Genomic DNA, 19,296 nt, shown 5'->3' on the forward strand with positions numbered 1-19,296 from the left:
GCGCATGACCTTTCGATATTCTCAAACGATGGCGACTCCCTGGAACAGCCGCGGTCTCCTGCTCCTGCATGAGCTCCGGATGCGCGGCACCCTCTCGGCCGTCGCGGCCGCGCGCAGCTACAGCGCATCGACCGTGTCGCATCAGCTGCAGCAGCTCGAGAGGGAGGTCGGCCTCCCTCTCCTCGAGCCGGAGGGGCGAGGCCTGCGCCTGACGGCAGCGGGCGAGGCGGTCGCCCGCCACGCCGCGCAGCTGCTCGCTGCCGAGGAGGCGCTGCGCGGCGAGCTCGCGGCCCTGGCGCCCGACGCGGCGCCGCTGCGGATCGCGGCGCTCCAGACGAGCGCGCGCACGCTCATCCCCCGCATGCTCGACGCCCTTCGCGACGCCCTCCCCGCGCTGCGCGTCGAGGTGATCGTCACCCCTCCCGAGCACGGCCTCTTCGAGACCGAGGCCGGGGGCTTCGATCTCGCGATGGCCGAGCAGTACCCGGGCCATACGCGGCCGCATCGCGCCGGTCTCGACCGCGAGCTGCTCGGCCGCGACCCGATCCGCTTCGCCGCGGGGCCCGCGAGCGGCATCGCGTCGCTCTCCGACGCGCGCGAGGCGGCCTGGGTGATGGAGCCCGAGGGGACAGCCGCCCGCGCGTGGGCGGTGCAGCAGTGCCGGGCTGCCGGATTCGAGCCCGACATCCGGTACGAGGCGACGGACCTCTCCGCGCACCTCCGTCTCATCGCCGCCGGGCATGCCGTCGGGCTCATCCCGGGTCTCGCCGTCGCGGCCGACGAGGCAGAGCCGCGGCTCGTGGACCTGCCCGGCTCGCCGCACCGCGAGATCTTCACCTCGACGCGCGTGTCGGCACAGCGTCTGCCCGGGCTCCGGATCGCCCGCGACGCCCTCGCGGAGGCGTTCCGCTCGCTCCCCGAGACCTGAGTCGCACCTCAGCGGGACGCCGCGACGAGGATGCCGCCGAGATGTGATGGGCTGGTGTCGTGGATGAGACGCAGTGGCTGTGGGTGGCAGGCGCGGGGTGCGGTGTGCTCCTCATCGCGGTCGTGGTGCTCGTCATCGCGAACCGCCGCGGCAGGGAGCGCGCACGTCGTCGAGTGGCTGAGGTCGAGGTCGCGAGTGCGACGCGCGCCGCGGAGCTGACACGCGCGCATGAAGACCAGGTCGCGACGCTGGCGGCCGAGCACGAGAGCCGGCTCGCCGCGGTATCCGACGATCACGAGCGCGAGACCATGCGACTGCGCGCCGAGACGGCGGCGTCGATGGAGGTGGCGCGCCGCACGCGCGAGACGCTCGCGACGGGGCTGAAGTGGGAGGCCGCATCGCGTCGGCTCATCCTCGCCGCGTGCGAGCAGCTCGGTCTTCGCGGAAGCCTCCACACGAACGTCGTGTTCATGCCCTCCGACGCGCTCGAGACGCGGACCTTCGTCACGCAGATCGACCACGTGCTCCTCCTCGACGGCGCGCGGCTCGTCATCGAGAACAAGCGCTGGCAGGGCGTGCTCTTCGACGGCGTGCGGCCATCCGCCGTGCACGAGGCGTTCGGCAAGCTCGTCGACGAGAACGACCTCGGCGAGCATTTCGCGGTGCAGCTGCGCCGTGATCCCGAGTCGCCGCAGTCGATCACCGTGAACCGCCATCTCGGCGAGCGGGCGCCCGTCGTGCAGGTGCGGCGTCAGGCGCAGCAGCTCTCGCGCTTCGTCGAGCAGGAGCTGTCGGAGCCGATCTGGTTCGACACCTGCGTGCTGTACTCGCACGAGCGGGCCGAAGCGCACCTCCGGCAGCGAGACCAGTCATCGGGCGGAGCGAGCACGTGGGTCGTCGCGGGCGCCGACGGACTCATCGCGTGCCTCGAGTCGTTCGCGAGCCGGACCGGCAACGACGACACGCGGCGAGACGACGCGGCCCTGTTCGAGACGCTGTCCGCCCTCGGCGCCGACGCCACGCGCTTCGGGCCCGACGAGAGCTGACCGGGCGGGCGCGCGCGCTTCTCAGCCTGGGACGTGCGCGCGCGTCCAGGCATCGATCGCTGCGCGCTCGGTCTGCATGAACGCGTTGATCGCGTCGGTCGCGGCGCGATCGTGCGTGATGGCGCGTCCGTCGATCGCGGTGACGGACTGCACGAACGATGCGCCCATCATCCACACCTGGTCGGCCGCGTGCAGCCGCTCGGCCTCGACGTCCTCGTAGGCGACCTCGAGGCCGTTCAGCGACGCCCAGGCGAAGAGCTCGACCTGCGTCGTGCCGTGGAGGATGCCGATCCGCGGATGCGGCGTCACGACGCGGGCGCCCTCGCGCAGGACGATCGACGACTGCGGCCCCTCCAGAACGAAGCCGTCGCGGGTCACGTAGACGCCGTTCTGGGCTCCGCGTCGCTCGTACTCGCGGCGCGCCGCCATGTTCGTCGCATACGAGAGGGTCTTGGCGCCGAGAAGCAGCCACGGGGCTCGCTGAGCGGAATCGCGCAGGAGCTCGCGCTCGAGCGTGGCGACCTCGATCTCGGGCTTCTTGGGAGCGAACCCGGGGTCGATGATCGCGAAGACGGTCGGGGACGTCGGCACATCGACCGCCGACAGGGTCGCATCGGCCCCGCGCGTGATCACGAGCTTGATGTGGGCGCGGGCGATCGGGCTCATCCGACGGATGGCCGCGCGCACGAACAGGTCGAGCGCGCGGACGTTCGGGGCCGGCAGGTCGAGCGCGGCCGCTGACTGGAGGAGGCGCCGCACGTGGAGGTGCCAGGCGAGCGGCACGTCGTCGACGACCGTCGTGGCCTCGAAGACGCCGTCGCCGCGGAGCAGCCCGAGGTCGAACGCGGACACGCTGGCGGCGGCGGGGTCGATCGCGCGGATGTCGGGCTCGCCCGCGAAGGACGTGTCGAGGAGCTGGTCGGCCCGCCCGAAGAACACTCCGAAATCGGTCATGGGATCACGCTAGTGCCGGGGTTCAGCGGAGCGCGGCCGCCCACTCGGACGGATCACTGCCGAACGGGATGGCCATGAGCCCGTGCCAGAGGATGAGAGCTTCGAGCCATGCGCGCTCCGCTTCTCCGAGGGCTCTCACGGACTCGTACCCGCGCCGCAGGCTCTCGCGGGTTGCCACGGAGGTCGGCCGCCAGTCGGTGAACCGGGTGCGCAGGTACACCGACGCGCGCGCGAGGTCGTTCACCCGATGTGAGGTCGCGACCTCGTCGAAGTCCAGCACGGCGGCGACGGTGGAGCCGCGGGTCAGGATGTTCGCGGCCCGGAAGTCGTTGTGCACGAGCTGGGGAGGGCCCTCGAGGTCAGGCAGGTCGGCGAGGAGCGCTTCGAGCCGCGAGGAAGCCTCCGGGGCCTCACGGTGATCGTGGTGCGCGAGCCAGGTTCGGATCCGTGCTCGCGGGTCGCCGAGGTCCATCTGGAGGGCGCTGTCACCGCTTTCGCGGCCCAGGGCGTCGTGGAGTCGAGCAAGGCACTGCCCCGCGGCGTGAACGGCGTTCAGATCAGCCGTGTCGAGCCAGACGCCCGACACCTCGGGGAGGACGGCCATGGAGAGCGGACCGCGCGGGCCGTCCTGAACCGCGCGTGCACGACGTTCCGTCGTCAGGATCGGATCCGCCACGGGAAGCCCGCGCGCCGCAAGCGATCTGAGGATCTCGGCGGAGGCAGCCAGCCGATCGAACTGCTCCGTCGCGCAGGACCATTTGACGACCAACGGGCCGCTGCCGCTGCGCACCCAGACGATCGCGTTGCGATCGCTGATCACGAGACGGGCGACGCCGTGCAGATCGATGCCCCAACCCTCGGGCAGCGTGACCGAGAGCCACTCCGAGGCGTCGGGAAGACCGGTGAACCCGAACCGTTCGAGAAGCGCCGTGTCGGGAGAGGTCTGCTCCCACAGCATCGACAGGCCGGCAGGCAGGGTCATGCAGCGATGCTACGGGGAGCAGATCTGGGGACGACCTTCACGGCGCGGTTGTCAGCATCTGAGGTGCTGGGTGAGTTTGGCGTGGAGTCGGGTGCGGGAGGTGGGTGCTGGGCGGTGGCGGTGGTGTCGGTCGATCCAGTTGGGGGCGGCGATGTAGGGGATGCCGTGGTGCATGTGGATGTTCCAGCCGGAGGTGTCGAGGTGGTGGTGGTGCCACCAGCAGAGCAGGACGCCGTTGTCGGTTTCGGTGGGTCCGCCTTGGGCGTGGTCTTGGACGTGGTGGATCTCGCACCAGGCGGCGGGGATGGTGCAGCCGGGGATGATGCAGCCGCCGTCGCGGGCGACGATCGCTTTGCGTTGGGTGGGGGTGAAGCAGCGTTGGATGCTGCGCAGCTCGAGGATGCGTCCTTCGGGGCTGAAGAGGGCGCGGAGGATGTCGCCGGTGCATCCGATCCGGCGGGCCACGGTCGCGGGGACGGGCGCGTCGACGCCGTCGAGGTGCGCGATGCCGTGCTTCGGGCGGGTGAATGCGGGACCCGGGCCGTGCGCCGCGGTGTCATGCACGCCGTCGCCGTCGCCGCTGGGGTCTGTGTCTGTGGTGGTGAGGTCGTGGGCGGTGATGTGGATCATGACGGTGGGGGCGGCGCCGCCGAGGGTGGGGGTCTCTGCGGCGCGTGAGGCGGCCTGGATCATCGCGAAGAACGCGTCGTGGCGTTTCTGTCCGGGGGTGCGGGGGTCGTGGATGATCTCGTCCGGTCCCCACGGGTCTGTGTCGTTGCGGGTCTCGGTGTCGATCCCGTCGAAGAACCCGCCATCGCCATCCGCGTCCGCGCCATCGCTCGCAGCTGCGCCTGCCGCGCAGTCTCCTGCGGCCGCGTCCGCACCGTCCGCACCGTTGTCGGCCTCGACCGCACCGTGGGCGCCGTTGTCGGCCTCGACCGCACCGTGGGCGCCGTTGTCGGCCTCGACCGCCGTGGGCGCCGTTGTCGGCGTCGCCCGCGTCGCTGTCGTCCGGTGCGTGCTCGCGGCGGGTTTCGGTGAAGGTGACGTGGCGGGCGGGGTTGGTGTGGGCGGAGAGGAGGTTCTGCAGGAGGGCGCCGGCTTCGGGGACGAGGGTGCCGTTGACGCGGAAGGCCCCGTCGGGCAGGGGTGTGAGGGTGAGGGTGCGGTTGCGGATGGGGCGTTCGGGGTCGGGCGGGAGGCCGTCCGCGGTGAGGACGTCCACCCACGCGTCCGCGTGGGCTTTCACGACGCTCCACGGCACGGCCGCGGCCGTGCCGTCCGGGAACGGCGAGGTGGCCTCGGCTGGGGGTGCGGCCTCGTCCAGGTCGGTCGCGATCGCGCCGGTGGCGATCCCGACGAGGTGACGCTCCATGACCTCGAGCTTGTCGGCCTCGGAGGCGGGCGCGCCGCGGCGGGCGGTGGCGACGGCCTTCACGATCAGCGCCGCCGGCTCCGCCCCGAGCAGGCCCGCTTCCACTGCCGCGGCCACCGCCGGGTGCGCCGGCGGCAGGGGGAGCCCGGTGGGGCCTTCCCGGTCCCGGGTGGCTTCATCCAGCCGCACCCGCGCGGACACCGCCGGCCCGGGGATCCCGGTGAGCCGCTCGAGCAGCTCCCGCCCGTCCCGGCAGCCCAGCTCTCCCGCGAGGGGCGGCTCCAGGCCCCGCCGGGACCGCCACGCGACCTCTCCTGCCGCCCGCACCCGCAGCGCGTCCACGACCCGCCCCAACTGCTCCACCCGCGCGGTGAACCCCGCGAGATCCCCCGACGCCACCTCCCCCACCCGTGCGAACAGCCCGTCCAGCAACCCGACCGCGGCGCACACCGCGCCGGCCGGATCATCCTGCCCCTCATCGGGCACCCACGGGAAGGCCATACCCCATGATAGAACACAACTACGACCAGCCACAAGACATTCCTCGAAGATTCTTCGAAGATCCGTCGCCTACGCAGTCCCGCGAATGCGAGACAACCCGTGTGAGAACCTTACCGTGAAGCACCGACATTGATCCGTGCAGGTAAGTCGAATGCTTATGTATAGCCACCGCGAGCGAGACATGCTCCGTTCGTGCGTGTCTGCGTGCGCGCGGCCGTCTCGGCTCGGCGGCTCCCGGGATCGGCTTGCGGCGTTTCGACTGCGCTCGCTGGCGCTCGCTCCGCTCAACGACCGAGGTGGCGAACCTACACGCTCCACTCGGCTACCGAGACGAAGCCCGCGGCGGCTCCCGGGATCGGCTTGCGGCGTTTCGACTGCGCTCGCTGGCGCTCGCTCCGCTCAACGACCGAGAACGTGAAGCCCGAATCGCTCGCTCCACTGAACGACCGAGAAGGGCGAACCTGCTCCGCTCAACGACCGAGGGGGGGGGTGAACCCCGCTCCGCTCAACGACCGAGAAGGCGGAACCCGCCCCGTTCGACGAGCGAAGGGAAGCCCGGCTCGGCGCACGGGACCCCTCCCCTACGGGCGGGCGCGTCCCCAGGCCTCGAAGGACGCCTGGACCTCGTCGAAGAACGCGGTCTTCCCGCGCGTGTAGTCGTCGTAGTCGGCCTTCCCGCGGTTCTCCTCCGAGAGACCGCGCTTCACCTGCTCGTAGCGATCGCGCTGGTCGGGATGGGCGCGGAGCCAGTCTCGGAACCAGACCGCGTATCGCCCCCAGGGGGAGTCCATCCGACGCACATGGAGGATCGTCGTCCCGTCGCGCCCGACGAAAAGCCGCTTCTCCCACACCTCGTCCGCGACGACCTCGCTGCCGCGGGGCAGGTCTCGGTACACGCCGGGCGAATCCGGCCGTGAGCCGTGGGCTCGCCGATACCCGATCCGAGCGAACGCGGCGTCCAGCGCCCCTTCCGCCGGCAGCGGGAAGATCCGCACCTGCAGGTCGACGAACGGCTTCGCCGCGAGCCCGGGCACCGACGTCGAGCCGATGTGATCGAGGACGGCCTCGGATCCGCCCTCGACGTCCTCAAGCGCCTGAGCGACCGCGGCGAGCTCCTCTCGTGCGATCAGAGACCACGACGGATCATGCGCGACAAGACGCGCAGGGTTGCCTGCATCAGACCGGGGCATGACCCGATTCTCCCCCGCGCGCGGGATCCGGCACGGGCCCGCCGCGCACGAGAATGAGCGCATGACCTCCGCTGTCCGGCTCATCCGCTCGTCCTCGCTGTCCGACGTCGCCGAGTACGCCTACGCGGCGACCGCGCCGAAGGACGCTCGCCTGATCTTCCTCGCCGGAGCCTGCCCGCTGGATGACGACGGCGCCACTGTCGCTCCCGGAGACTACGTGGCGCAGGCCGCCCGCTGTGTCGAGACGCTGACGACCGCGCTCGCCGACGCGGGCGCGACGCTCCGTGACGTGATCAGCACGCGCGTGCTCGTCGCGTCCTCCCGCCAGAGTGACCTCGTGGCCGCGTGGGAGGTCGTCCGAGACGCGTTCGGCGACCACGATGTGCCGAGCACGCTCCTCGGCGTGACTGTCCTCGGCTACGACGACCAGCTCGTGGAGATCGAGGCCGTCGCCGCCGTCATCGACTGAGCGGTGCGCGGATCGGATGCCTCGCCCGGATCGCGCGCGTGCGCGTCAGAATCGCGCGAGAGCCTCGTCGAGCATCCGGAGTCCCTGCCGTTCGAAGCGCTCGTCGCCGACCCGGTGCGACCAGACAGCGGTCGAGATCGCCTCGCGCAGGAGGGTGAGCGACCAGTCCGGCTCCGTGCGCGGGTCCGCCCCGTAGCCCTCGAGGAAGGCGCCCTCGAGCGCGGGCTCGTCTCGCCACTGCTGCACCGCGAGGCGAGCGAGGTCCGTTGCGGCAGGTCTCAGATCGAAGCGCCCGAAGTCGATGATGCGCACGCTCCCCGTGGCGTCCACGAGCCAGTTGCGGGGCTGCCAATCGCCGTGCGTCGGGACGAGCGGCACATGCGCCGGCGCGGATGACCGCAGCACGGCACGCGCGCGCCGCACGATGGCCGCCTCGATTCGATGCGGCTGCTCGAGCATCGCCAGCACTCGCTCGGTCTGCCGCTGCCCGTAGCCGGCCTCATCGTGCTGCGCCTCCGCGTGGAAGACGCGCAGCAGCCGTCCGGCCTGCCGGTGCACGTCCGGAGCGAACTCGGCGCCGCTTCCCTGCACGAGCCGGCCTTCGAGGTACCTCGTCACGAGCACGTTCGCGTCGCGGTCCGCGGCCACGAGCGGTGCCACCGCGCTCCGGCGCACGAGCGGAGCCGTCGCCCGCTCGTGCGCCGTGATCTCGCGGCCGATGTGGTGGTTCCCGAGGCCAGCGGCCTTGACGATGAACTCGCCCTGCTCCGCCCGCACGTGGAGAACCCGAGTGTCGACCTGCCCCCACGAGAGGTCTGCGATGAGCGCGCTGGTCGGGAGCCACGCCTCCACGAGTGCCGCCTGCGCTCGGGTCGGCAGCGCCTCGCTCCACCAGCCGCCGGTCACGTGACTACGCCCACACCCCGCTCGTACCGCGGCGATGGCTGCCGACGAGGTGGGTGTCGACGATGCCCACGGCCTCCATGAGCGCGAACATCGTGGTCGGGCCGACGAACCGGAAGCCGCGCTTCTTGAGCGCCTTCGACAGCGCGATCGACTCGGGCGAGGTGGTCGGGATCTCGGCGTACGAGGTCGGCGCGGGCGTCTGCGCGGGTCGGTGACTCCAGATGAAATCGACGAGTCCGCCCTCCGCGCGCAGCTCGACGGTCGCGCGTGCGTTGCCGATGGTCGCGAGGATCTTCGCGCGATTGCGGATGATCCGGGCATCGCCCAGCAGCCGCTCGACGTCGGACTCGTCGAAGGCCGCGACGGCATCCGGATCGAAGCCCGCGAACACCTCGCGGAATGCCGGCCGCTTCCGCAGGATGGTCGCCCACGACAGCCCGGACTGGAACGCCTCCAGGCTCAGCCGCTCGAAGAGGCCCGTCTCGTCGCGGACGGGCATGCCCCATTCCGTGTCGTAGTACGCGCGCATCAGCTCATCGGAAGCCGCCCAGCGCGGGCGGCCGAGACCATCCGGCCCGATGACGAGATCCGCTGAGGCGGCACCGGGGCCGGCCGCGAGGCCGGCCCCGGTGTGCGCGTCGGCCATCAGGGTCGTCGACCCTCGCCGTCGTCCTCGCCTTCCGGAGAGGACGTCGGGATCGCGCCCGTCACGACCGAGACGCTGCCCGCGACGACCGGCGCGGGGCTCATCCCGCCCGGAGCCGGAGCCGAGTCCGCATCGGCGCCGTCAGCCTCCGCCTCCGCGGGCTCGGCCTCCGCGGCGTCGAGGTCGACGACGGCGTGCTCGAACTGCGACTGGTACAGCCGCCAGTACGCCCCCTCCTTGCGGATGAGCTCGTCGTGCGTGCCCTGCTCGACGATGTCGCCGTGCTCCATCACGAGGATGAGGTCGGCGTCGCGGATCGTGGAGAGGCGGTGCGCGATCACGAACGACGTGCGGCCCTCGCGCAGCGCCGCCATCGCGTGCTGCAGCAGCAGCTCGGTGCGGGTGTCGACCGAGCTCGTCGCCTCGTCGAGGATGAGCACGCTCGGTCGGCGCACGAACGCGCGCGCGATCGTGATGAGCTGGCGCTCGCCCGCCGACACGTTCGCCGCGTCCTCATCGAGGACCGTGTCGTACCCGTCGGGCAGCGAGTGCACGAACCGGTCGACGTACGTGGCCTTCGCGGCGGCGAGGATCTCCTCGTCCGTCGCCGACTCGCGTCCGTAGCGGATGTTGTCGCGGATGCTGCCCGCGAACAGCCACGGGTCCTGCAGGACCATTCCGGTCCGCGAGCGGACATCCTCGCGCGTGAGCTGCGAGATGTCCTGTCCGTCGAGCAGGATGGCGCCGCCGTCGAGCTCGTAGAACCGCATGATGAGGTTCACGAGCGTCGTCTTGCCCGCACCCGTGGGCCCGACGATCGCGACCGTCTGACCCGGCTCGACCCGGAACGAGAGGTCGCGGATGAGCGGCTTCTCGGGAGAGTAGGAGAAGGACACGTTGCGGAACTCGATGACGCCGCGTCCGTCGGGGACGGCGGGCGCGTTCTCGGCGTCGGGCTCCTGCTCCTCCTCGTCGAGCAGCGCGAACACGCGCTCGGCCGAGGCCGTTCCCGACTGGACGACCGGCAGCATGCCGCCGAGCTCGGTGAGCGGCTGCGTGAACTGCTGCGAGTACTGCACGAACGCCTGCACGTCGCCGATGCGGATCTGGCCGCTCGCGACCATGATGCCGCCGAGCACCGCGATGCCGACGTACGTGAGCGAGCCGACGAACTGCATGCTCGGCATCATGATGCCCGAGAGGAACTGCGCCTTGAACGCGGCCTGGTAGAGCTCCTCGTTCTCCTCCTGGAAGGCGGCGGCCGTGGAGCGCTCGCGGCCGAAGACCTTCACGAGCGCGTGACCCGAGAACGACTCCTCGACGCGGGCGTTGAGACGGCCGACCTTGCGCCACTGCGTCTGGAACGCCTTCTGCGACGCGGGCCCGATGCCGAGCATGATGAACGCGATGAGCGGCAGCGCGACGAGGGCGACGAGCGCGAGCTGCCACGAGATCGAGAACATCATGATGAGCACGCCGACCACGGTGAGCAGCGACGTGATGGCTCCCGACAGCGCCTGCTGGAGCGTCTGGGTCATGTTGTCGATGTCGTTCGTGACGCGCGAGATGAGCTCGCCGCGCTGCACGCGGTCGAAGTAGGCCAGCGGCAGGCTGTTGATCTTGCGCTCGACCTGCTCGCGCAGGTTGAACATCGTGCGCACCATGATCACGTTGATCACGTAGCCCTGGATCCACTGCAGCAGGGACGACACGACGTAGATCGCGAGCGCCCACACGATGACCACGCGGAGCGCGTCGAAGTCGACTCCCGCTCCGAGCTCGAAGTGGGTCATCGCCGCGACGACGTTCGCGAGGTCGTTCTGCCCCGCGGCGCGCAGAGCGGCCACGACCTCGTCCTGCGAGGCGCCGGCCGGGAACTGGTCGGCGAGCGTCAGCGAGAGGACGCCCTCGAAGACGATGTTCGTCGCCTCGCCCAGCACCTTGGGCGCGATCACGGCGAGCACGACGCCGACCGCTCCGAGAAGCGAGACGAGCGCGAACACCCACGCATAGGGGCGGAGGAGGCCGATGAAGCGGCCGAAGCTCTTGCCGAAGTCGGCGGCCTTGCCGGGGGCGACCGAGTCCCAGTCCCCCGAGTTCAGGCGCGCCTGCTCGGCGAGCTCGAGCTCGAGCTGCTCGTCGATCTCGGCCTGCGTCTTCTTGTCGCTCACGCTTCCACTCCCAGCTGCGATTCGACGATCTCGCGGTAGGTGCGGTTCGTCGCGAGGAGCTCCTCGTGCGTCCCGGAGCCCACCATCTTCCCGTCGTCGAGCACGATGATGCGATCGGCGTCCGTGATCGTCGACACACGCTGCGCGACGACGATCTTCGTCACGTGCGGCAGCTCGCGCCACAGCGCCTGCCGCAGACGCGCGTCCGTCGTGAGGTCGAGTGCGGAGAACGAGTCATCGAACACGAGGATGTCGGGGTTGTGCACGATCGCTCGCGCGATCGAGAGCCGCTGCCGCTGGCCGCCGGACACGTTCGTGCCGCCCTGCGCGATCCGCGAGTCGAGGCCATCCGGCATCTCCTCGACGAAGTCCTTCGCCTGCGCGATCTCGAGCGCCTTCCAGATCTCGTCGTCGGTGGCGTCCTCGCGGCCGAACCGCAGGTTGCTGGCGACCGTGCCGCTGAACAGGAACGGGCGCTGCGGCACGAGGCCGATGCCGCTCCACAGCCTCTCGAGGTCGGCCGAGCGCACATCGACGCCCTGCACCTGCACCTGCCCTGCGGTCGCGTCGAACAGACGCGGGATGAGCGACACGAGGGTCGTCTTGCCGGAGCCGGTCGATCCGATGATCGCGACGGTCTCCCCCGGCTCGGCGTGGAAGGTGATGCCCTCGAGCACGGGCGACTCCGCGCCCGGGTAGGTGAACGCGACGTTCTGCATCCGGACGGACCCGCGGCGCGGGAACTCGGTCACGGGCTTGTCGGGGCGCAGGAGGGTCGACTCGCTCTCGAGGACGGCGCCGACGCGGTCGGCCGAGACGGCCGCGCGCGGGATCATGATCGTCATGAAGCTCGCCATCATGACGCCGCCGAGGATCTGGCCGACGTACTGCATGAAGGCGAACAGCGTGCCGATCTGGGTCTCGCCCGCGTCGACCTGGATGCCGCCGAACCACACGACGCCGACGATCGTCACGTTGAGCACGAGCATGACGAGCGGGAACATCAGCACGAAGAGCGAGCCGACCTTGCGGCCGACGACCATGATGTCGGTGTTGGCGAGGCGGAAGCGCTCCTCCTCGATCGCCTCGCGCACGAAGGCGCGGACGACGCGCACACCCGTGAGCTGCTCGCGCATGACGCGGTTCACGCCGTCGAGCTTCTCCTGGTAGGCGCGGAAGAGCGGCACCATGCGGCCGATGATGAGGCCCGCGACGATGAGCAGGGTCGGGATCGAGACCGCGAGGATCCAGCTGAGGCCGATGTCCTGGCGGAGCGCCATGATGATGCCGCCGATGGCGAGCATGGGCGCCTGGACGAGCATCGTCGCGCTCATCATGGACACCATCTGGATCTGCTGCACGTCGTTCGTGTTGCGCGTGATGAGCGAGCCGGCGCCGAACTGCGACACCTCGCGCTCGGAGAACGCGCTCACCTTGCCGAACACGTCGCGGCGGATGTCGCGGCCCGCGCTCATCGCGGCGCGCGCGGCGCAGTAGGTCGCCACGATCGACGCGAGGATCTGGCCGAGCGAGACGGCGAGCATGAACATGCCCGTGCGGATGATGTAGCCGGTGTCGCCGCGGGCGACGCCGTTGTCGATGATGTCGGCGTTCAGCGTGGGAAGGTAGAGCGCCGCGAGCGCGGAGCCCAGCTGGAAGACGAGGACGCCGACCAGGAGCCATCGGTATCGACCGAGGTAGCGGATGAGCAGCTTGAGAAGCACCTGGAAAGGATGCCACCGACCTCCGACATCGGCATCCTCCTGAAGGGGGATATCCGCTGACAGCGGAACAGATCCGGATGTCCGGGGTCGGCTGAGCGGGGCCGGCCGTCGGCTCCCTCAGTCCCCCGTCGGCGCACCGGCCTCGCGGCGGCCCTCCTCGCGCGCCTGCGCGAGGAGGCGCTCGATGCGGCGGCGCGAGCGACGACGGCCCCACACGCCGGATCCCACGATGAGCGCGATGCCCGCGAGCACGGCCAGCTGGGACCACGGGATCGCCCACATCCCGGTCTCGACGCGGACCGCGTCGACGGGCGTGCCCTCGCCCTCGCCGACCACGGTCGGGACGACCTCGAGCTCGACGGGGACGGAGAAGAGCGGCCACACGTCGTCCACGGGCACGGTGAACGTCCGCCGATCGCCCGGCAGCAGCTCCTGGTCGATCTCGTCGGGGCCCGGGAACGCGGACTCCCGGCCTCCCGCGGCGGCAGTACCCGTCACCATGAGCCGCGTGTTGCCCGAGTTCACGACCTCGAACCGCACGACCGCGTCGCCCGGGGCCAGCGGATTCCACGACACGTCGTACTCGGACGAGACGGCCTCCACGGATGCGGACGGCGTGAGCTCCCCCGCCACCCGCGTCATGACGCGGAAGCCGACGCGCGACTCGACGCCCACCGACGAGCCGTCCTCGCCGACCTGCTGCGACAGGATCGACGCCGCGATCCCTGCGGCGTGGTCGCCGGGGGTCGCGTTCTCGGGAACCGTCGTCGTGAACGGCACGATCTCCACCTCGCCCGCGCCGACGACGACCTCGTCGACCACGTCGATCCACGTGCCCGCGTCGATGGACTCCTCCGTCGACGGCAGCATGCTGAAGCGGCCGTTCTCCTGGAAGTACGCGTCCGCGGTCGTGATGCGGAAGGTCACCTCCTGCTCCGAGAAGTTCCGGATGGCCAGATGCTCGGTCGCGCTCGCGCCCGGGTCCAGCTCCTGCTCGACCCAGGCGCGGCCATCCTCGCCTGACGCGTCGGCCGGCCGCACCGACCACGTGACCGTCCCGTCGTCCTGCGCCTCCGCGAGCGCGGGCGCCGACGCGCCGAGTGCGAGGAGCAGCGCGAGCGCGAGGGCGCAGACGCGCGGCAGGGCGCGTCGGATCGGGGTCGTGGGGGAAGCCATCATCGGCCTTTCGGGATCGGGTGGGACCGAACGCAGGAGATCCGACGCGGAACGGGGCGGGAACACGGTTCCCGCTCCTCGATCCGCGCGGATCTCCTGCGACGTGTCCCGCTTACTCGAACAGCGACAGGGTCAGCGTCGACGTGTACGCGCCCGGTGCGGTCTCGGCCGGCACCTTCAGCACCAGCTCAGCCGTCGCCTCCCACGACCCCACCGCCTCCTCGCTCGTCAGCGCCATCGCCAGCAGCTCACGCCCCTGCAGACCCACATTGTTCGGCCCCTCGTCCAGCACCGTGTCCACATCCGACCCGACCGCGACCGCACCCGACCCGTCATCGGCCACATGAGGACGCCACCCCAGATGATCCGGCGTGATCTCCGCCTGACCCGCATCCCCCACGAAGCTCGACGCCGTGCCCTCGACCCACCAGAACGCCCCGTCCGGGATCTCCTCCGCCGTCCGCGTATCCGTCACCGTCACCGTCGGCAGAGCACCCGTGAACTCGCGCACCAGCTCCGACGACCCCGACTCAGACAGAGACGTCGACGTCCCCGCCACGCTCATCGCCAGAACCCCCGCACCCGTGTCCTCGATCTGCACGTTCACATCCACCTCCCCCGAACCCACCTGCTCCTCCGCGAACGCCGCCCCCGCGACCCCCGCCAGCAGCACGCCGCCCACAGCCGCGACACCCAGCCGCGCCTTCACACCCTGCTTCATCATCGAAACCACCTGCCTCTTCCTTCCCATCGGTTCACCGACGAGACGCGCCCTTCGCGCCCCGCCCCATCTCACGCCCGCCGCAGCGGCGGGCGCCGCCTGCTCATCCGCAGCTCGCGCCCGCGTACGCGACCGTCTTCTCGGTCGTCGCGCCCTGGCCATCCGTCGCCGTGACCGTCAGCGCCCCGGCCGCGATCTCGGCGGACCGCGTCGTCACCGCGACCGCCGCGGCCCTGCCGGGCGCGATGCTCGCGATCGCCTTCTCCCCGTACGCGCTCGAGACCGTCGCCGACACCGGCCGCTCGCTCTCGTTGCGGACCGAGACCGTCAGCATGACCCTCCCCGCGACGCAGCGCGGCGAGACCGTCGCCGAGATCTCGGGGCCGACGGCGGGCACCTCGTGCGGGGCGACGCTCGTGAGCGTCGGCGTCACGGTCTGGAACAGCCCGTCCTCGCCGATCTCGAGCCGGTCGATCGTCGTCTCCCGGTGCGTGCCGTCCCCGCCGGGGATGGCGAACCGGTGATACGCGATGTACCAGTCGTCGGTGCCCGGCACGTTGATGATCGAGCTGTGCCCCGTGCCCCTGATCCCGAGTGCGGTGTCCTTCTGCAGGATCACGCCGCGATACGTCCAGGGGCCGTCGAGGCTCGTGGCCGTCGCATAGCCGACGCGGTAGTTCTCCGAGCCGGTGTCGTCGATCGAGTACGTCAGGTGGTAGAGCCCGTCGCGGTAGTTGAGGAACAGCCCCTCGCGGAAGTCCGTGAGACCCGCGATGCGCCTCAGCGTGCCCGCCTTGAGCGAGGTCATGTCGTCGCCGAGCTCGGCGATGACCGGACCGTTCGACGGCCCGCCGTTGCCCCACGCGAGGTAGTACCGGCCGGACACCGGGTCGCGGAACGCGGCGGGATCGATCGCCTGACCCGAGGTCACGGCCTCGTTGTTCAGGATCATCGCCTGCGGCTGCGCCCTGAAGGGCCCCGTGGGGCTGTCGGCGACCGCGACCCCGATCGTCTTGCGACCCAGGGCCGTGTTGTGCCCCGAGAAGTAGAACCAGTACCTGCCGTCGCGCTCGATGATCGTCGGCGCCCACGCGTTGCCGCTCGCCCACGGCACGTCGCCGTTCGCGCCGTCGAGGGTCAGGATGGGCTCCTCCGAGCGCGTCCACTCCACGAGGTCCTTCGAGCTCCAGACGTAGAACTCCTTGCCGCCCCACCCCGCGTAGCCGTCGCTGGTCGCGTAGATGTAGTACGTGTCGCCGAACACGGCGATGTTCGGATCGGCGTACAGACCCGGCAGCACGGGGCTGCTCATGACCTGCGCCGAGAACGTCCACGTCGTGGTCTGCCCGTCGGCGGTGATCTCGTACGTCACGGGTTCGGTCAGGTCGACGGTCTCCCCCGACGCCGGGGACGCCGTCGCGCCCCCGGCGGTGACGAACGTCGGAGCGAGCGAGGACACGTCCGTTCCCGGCACGACCGGCAGGACGACGGTGTGCTCGACCTGGTCGACGATCGGCGCGACCTTGAGCGCCGCGGGGTCGGCGAGCGACACCTCGCCGATCGCGCCCGGGGCTCCCGCCGTCTCGAGGACCTCGCGCGTCGTGAGGGCGCGGTCGTAGATCGCGAACTCGCGGAACCGACCCATGAAGCGCGCGTCCTGCTCGTAGAGCGATCGGCCGAGATAGTTCGCCCAGGTCTCGCCGCCCGAGATGTCGCCGGGATCGATCGTGACCCCGTCCTTGGTCGCGACGAGCACTCCGTCGAGGTAGAGGCGTGCGGTCTCTCCCTCGAGCGTGTAGGTCAAGTGCGCCCAGCGTCCGCGCGGCAGCGGCGACCCATGGCGCACGGTCTGCTCATCCGTGTAGGTGCGGGTCGTGATGCTCGTCCGATACGCGCTGTCGCCCGTCGTGAAGAGGTACCCGCGACCGGCTCCCGCGGCGTCGGTCGTGCCGAGCCCCCAGATGAAGTAGCTGCCGGACTGCGCCGGGTCGACCCAGACGTCGGCGTCCACCGTGACGTCCTCGAGGCCTGCCAGGAGATCATCCGGCAGGTCGACGTAGTCGTCGACGCCGTCGAAGTGCAGCGCGCCATCCGTCCAGGTCGCCCCGTGGATGGCCGCATCGCGTCCGTTCCCCGACACGTCCGTGAGCGTCGCGCCCGCGCCATCCGAGAAGTCGTAGCGCACGACCTCCCCCTCGGCGTTCGAGGAGACGGGATCCTTGCCGGCGTACAGGCCGGCGAGCTCCTCCGCCGTGACCGGGATGACCGTGCCGTGGCGCGGGCTCGCCGGCAGGTCGTACTCGGGCGCGACCGACCATCCGCCCGCCGAGATGTCCTCGGTCACCAGCGGGATGTACCCGCGCCCGCCGTACTCGTCGACGAACAGGTAGTGCCTGCCGCCGCCGTTGACGTCGCCGGGGTTCGACTCGAAGATCGTCGGGCCCTCGACGGCGCTCGTGCCGGCGTCCCGCCCGATGCACGAGTCGATCATGGTCCACTCCTCGAGCGGAGCGCGCAGGGAGGGCGACGACTCCTGGATGATGTCGGAGCATCCGGTCGTGCCGGCGCCCTCGTCCTTCGTGAAGCGGTAGTAGACGCCGTCGGAGCGCGTCACGGTCGAGTCGATCCGCGACATCCCGTCCTGCCAGATCTGCGGCTCGGAGAAGGTGACGAAGTCGCGGGTCGTGGCGTACATCATCCGGTTGTAGGTGCTGCCCGTGTGACCGGGGTCGTCCTCCGCGTAGAGCTTCGATGCCCAGAACACGACGTACGCGCCGAGCTCCTCGTCGTAGTACGCCTCGGGAGCCCACGTGTTGCCGGCCGTGTCGGGTGAGACGCGCACGTGCCGCTGCGCCGACCAGTTCACGAGATCGTGCGACTCCCACACCTCGAGGTACTTGCTGCCCTGGCGCTGCGAGGTGTCCCACGAGGTGCCAGAGCCGATCGAGAGGTCGGTCGCGATGAGGTAGAAGGTGTCGCCCTCGGGCGAGCGGATGATGAACGGGTCGCGCAGGCCCTGCTCTCCGTACTGCGACGAGAGGACGGGCAGCCCGCCGTTCAGCTCGTTCCAGGCGAGGGCGTTGTTGCCGTCGCTCGCGGCGAAGTGGATGTTCTCGCCCTCGACCGTGTTGCCGGTGAAGTACGCGAACGCGTAGCCCTCGTACTCCTCCTGGGGGCGCGCGGCGCGCACCGTGAGCGAGAACTCGCGCGTGAGGCCACCCGCCGTCGCGGTCAGCACGACGTCCTGGTCGGTCGCGCCGCGGGTCACGACGCCCGGGGCGATCTCGCCGTCTGCGCTCGTGCTCACGACGCCCTCGGGTGAGGCGGTCCACGAGATCGGCGTGCCGTGCACCGGCCCCGTCTCGGGGAGCGTGATGTTGCCGCGGACGTCGTCGGCGTTCGGGATGGAGATCGCGTCGAGGTCCGCGCGGAGATCGGCCTCGCCCGCGGCGGGGACCGTGGCGGAGAACGCACGCGTGGCGGTCGCGTCGCCCTTCACGGCCGTGGCCGTGAGCGTGACGTCCGCGGATCCGGATGCGGGTCGCGTGACCTCGCCGGACGGCGAGATCACCGACTCGTCGCTCGATGCCCACGTGACCGAGGATCCGTTCGGCGCGGCCGTCGGCAGCGCGAGGTCGGCGGTGACGTTCGAGAGGTCGCCGAGGGAGAGGGCGTCGACGTCGCGCTGCGCCTTGACCTGGTCGGATGGCTGGAGCGCGGCGACCTCGGATGCCGAGAGCACGGTGTCGTAGATCCGGAAGTCGCGCAGGCTGCCCGCGAGATGGCGGTCGGCGGAGTAGTTCGACCGTCCGAGGTAGTTCGCGGAGGTGCGCCCTCTGCCGATCTGCCCGGGCTGGATGGTCACGCCCGTCTTGCGGGCGACCTCCGTGCCGTCGAGGTAGAGCACGGCGGTGTCGGTCGCGTCGTCGAGCGTGTAGGTGATCGTCTTCCAGACGCCGCGCGCGAGGTTCGCGCCGCTCGTCGCGGTCTGCTCGCCCGACCAGTTGCCGGTCGTGATCGACGTGCGGTACGCGTTGCCGGTCGAGAAGAGGTAGCCCGTGCCCGAGCTCGACGACGCAGGGTTGCCGAGGCCGTAGATGAAGTAGGGGGTGTCCTGCTCGGGACGGACGAGCACCTCGGTGCTCACGGTGATCGACGTGAGGCCCGCGAGGATGTCGTCGGGCAGCTCGACGTGATCGTCCACGCCGTCGAGGCGGATGCCCTCGCCGCCCGTGAGGGTCGCGCCGCCGAGGATCGCCGCATCCCGGCCGTTGCCGGAGCTGTCGACGGCGACCGCGCCGGTCGTCTCGTCGAGGGCGTAGTGGGCGACGAGGTGCTCGTCGGCGGCCGCGGCGTGCACGGGGGCGATGCCCGCCGCGACGATGCCGAGGGTCGTCGCCGTCGCGAGGACGGCGCGGCGCGCGAGACCGCGCGCGCGGGTGGGGGCGACCATGCGCTCTCCTTCGAGGGGTCGTGGCAACGTCGGGTTGTTACCGGTATCAGATGT

14 protein-coding genes are annotated in these 19,296 nt (G+C 70.8%); 3 read left to right on the forward strand and 11 right to left on the reverse strand.

Annotation, left to right across the window (positions count from 1 at the left end; all coding sequences use genetic code 11):
• Positions 1-28: 28 nt before the first annotated feature.
• Together M1D46_RS00075 and M1D46_RS00080 are read left to right on the forward strand one after the other, a co-directional pair.
• Positions 29-928, forward strand: coding sequence for a LysR family transcriptional regulator (locus M1D46_RS00075; protein WP_271174351.1), 900 nt, complete (start codon positions 29-31; stop codon positions 926-928).
• 59 nt (positions 929-987) lie between these two features.
• Complete coding sequence (locus tag M1D46_RS00080; RefSeq protein ID WP_456286184.1) at positions 988-1,974, forward strand: nuclease-related domain-containing protein; 987 nt, start codon at positions 988-990, stop codon at positions 1,972-1,974.
• A gap of 21 nt (positions 1,975-1,995) precedes the next feature.
• On the opposite strand, the gene M1D46_RS00085 is transcribed toward M1D46_RS00080, so the two are convergent.
• The 4 genes from M1D46_RS00085 to M1D46_RS00100 all read right to left on the reverse strand — a co-directional run bounded on the left by M1D46_RS00085 (position 1,996) and on the right by M1D46_RS00100 (position 6,976).
• Positions 1,996-2,928 (reverse strand): aminotransferase class IV, encoded by a 933-nt coding sequence (locus tag M1D46_RS00085; RefSeq protein ID WP_456286185.1) that lies wholly within the window; start codon positions 2,926-2,928, stop codon positions 1,996-1,998.
• Positions 2,929-2,950: 22 nt separating this feature from the next.
• Entirely contained in the window at positions 2,951-3,910 is a 960-nt protein-coding gene (locus tag M1D46_RS00090; protein WP_456286186.1) for a phosphotransferase enzyme family protein, read from the reverse strand.
• A gap of 51 nt (positions 3,911-3,961) precedes the next feature.
• The gene (locus M1D46_RS00095; protein ID WP_456287138.1) at positions 3,962-4,705 is read right to left on the reverse strand and encodes a DUF222 domain-containing protein; all 744 of its coding nucleotides are present in this window, start codon (positions 4,703-4,705) and stop codon (positions 3,962-3,964) included.
• Positions 4,706-6,367: 1,662 nt separating this feature from the next.
• Complete coding sequence (locus M1D46_RS00100) at positions 6,368-6,976, reverse strand: GrpB family protein (protein WP_456286187.1); 609 nt, start codon at positions 6,974-6,976, stop codon at positions 6,368-6,370.
• A gap of 61 nt (positions 6,977-7,037) precedes the next feature.
• Between M1D46_RS00100 and M1D46_RS00105 the strand changes: the two genes are divergently transcribed.
• Positions 7,038-7,445, forward strand: coding sequence for a RidA family protein (locus tag M1D46_RS00105; protein ID WP_456283937.1), 408 nt, complete (start codon positions 7,038-7,040; stop codon positions 7,443-7,445).
• A 45-nt stretch (positions 7,446-7,490) separates the two neighbouring features.
• Here M1D46_RS00105 and M1D46_RS00110 read toward each other — a convergent pair whose 3' ends face one another.
• The 7 genes from M1D46_RS00110 to M1D46_RS00140 form a co-directional block, all read right to left on the reverse strand.
• Positions 7,491-8,351 carry a phosphotransferase gene (locus tag M1D46_RS00110; protein WP_456286188.1) on the reverse strand — a complete coding sequence of 287 codons (861 nt, stop codon included), beginning with the start codon at positions 8,349-8,351 and terminating at the stop codon, positions 7,491-7,493.
• Positions 8,352-8,355: 4 nt separating this feature from the next.
• Positions 8,356-8,997: a DNA-3-methyladenine glycosylase I gene (locus M1D46_RS00115; protein ID WP_271172871.1), complete on the reverse strand. Its 642-nt coding sequence runs from the start codon at positions 8,995-8,997 to the stop codon at positions 8,356-8,358.
• Complete coding sequence (locus M1D46_RS00120; RefSeq protein ID WP_282978710.1) at positions 8,997-11,168, reverse strand: ABC transporter ATP-binding protein; 2,172 nt, start codon at positions 11,166-11,168, stop codon at positions 8,997-8,999. The genes M1D46_RS00115 and M1D46_RS00120 overlap by 1 nt, the downstream gene beginning before the upstream one ends.
• Entirely contained in the window at positions 11,165-12,892 is a 1,728-nt protein-coding gene (locus M1D46_RS00125) for an ABC transporter ATP-binding protein (protein WP_456286189.1), read from the reverse strand. Before M1D46_RS00125 ends, M1D46_RS00120 begins: the two co-directional genes overlap by 4 nt.
• 117 nt (positions 12,893-13,009) lie before the next feature.
• Positions 13,010-14,068, reverse strand: coding sequence for a WxL protein peptidoglycan domain-containing protein (locus M1D46_RS00130; protein WP_456286190.1), 1,059 nt, complete (start codon positions 14,066-14,068; stop codon positions 13,010-13,012).
• Between the two features lie 112 nt (positions 14,069-14,180).
• A complete protein-coding gene (locus tag M1D46_RS00135; RefSeq protein ID WP_271172875.1) occupies positions 14,181-14,792 on the reverse strand; it encodes a hypothetical protein in 612 nt (203 codons plus the stop codon).
• Positions 14,793-14,892: 100 nt separating this feature from the next.
• Positions 14,893-19,242, reverse strand: coding sequence for a family 43 glycosylhydrolase (locus M1D46_RS00140; protein ID WP_456286191.1), 4,350 nt, complete (start codon positions 19,240-19,242; stop codon positions 14,893-14,895).
• Between the last annotated feature and the right edge of the window lie 54 nt (positions 19,243-19,296).

The organism is Microbacterium sp. JZ70 (genome assembly GCF_053903225.1).

What these genes read in the sequence shown, in the direction of transcription:
- M1D46_RS00075 (WP_271174351.1), top strand. Translation starts at nt 29, where the DNA reads ATGGCGACTCCCTGGAACAGCCGCGGTCTCCTGCTCCTGCATGAGCTC.
- M1D46_RS00085 (WP_456286185.1), bottom strand. Translation starts at nt 2,928, where the DNA reads ATGACCGATTTCGGAGTGTTCTTCGGGCGGGCCGACCAGCTCCTCGAC.
- M1D46_RS00090 (WP_456286186.1), bottom strand. Translation starts at nt 3,910, where the DNA reads ATGACCCTGCCTGCCGGCCTGTCGATGCTGTGGGAGCAGACCTCTCCC.
- M1D46_RS00100 (WP_456286187.1), bottom strand. Translation starts at nt 6,976, where the DNA reads ATGCCCCGGTCTGATGCAGGCAACCCTGCGCGTCTTGTCGCGCATGAT.
- M1D46_RS00105 (WP_456283937.1), top strand. Translation starts at nt 7,038, where the DNA reads ATGACCTCCGCTGTCCGGCTCATCCGCTCGTCCTCGCTGTCCGACGTC.
- M1D46_RS00115 (WP_271172871.1), bottom strand. Translation starts at nt 8,997, where the DNA reads ATGGCCGACGCGCACACCGGGGCCGGCCTCGCGGCCGGCCCCGGTGCC.
- M1D46_RS00130 (WP_456286190.1), bottom strand. Translation starts at nt 14,068, where the DNA reads ATGGCTTCCCCCACGACCCCGATCCGACGCGCCCTGCCGCGCGTCTGC.
- M1D46_RS00135 (WP_271172875.1), bottom strand. Translation starts at nt 14,792, where the DNA reads ATGATGAAGCAGGGTGTGAAGGCGCGGCTGGGTGTCGCGGCTGTGGGC.
- M1D46_RS00140 (WP_456286191.1), bottom strand. Translation starts at nt 19,242, where the DNA reads ATGGTCGCCCCCACCCGCGCGCGCGGTCTCGCGCGCCGCGCCGTCCTC.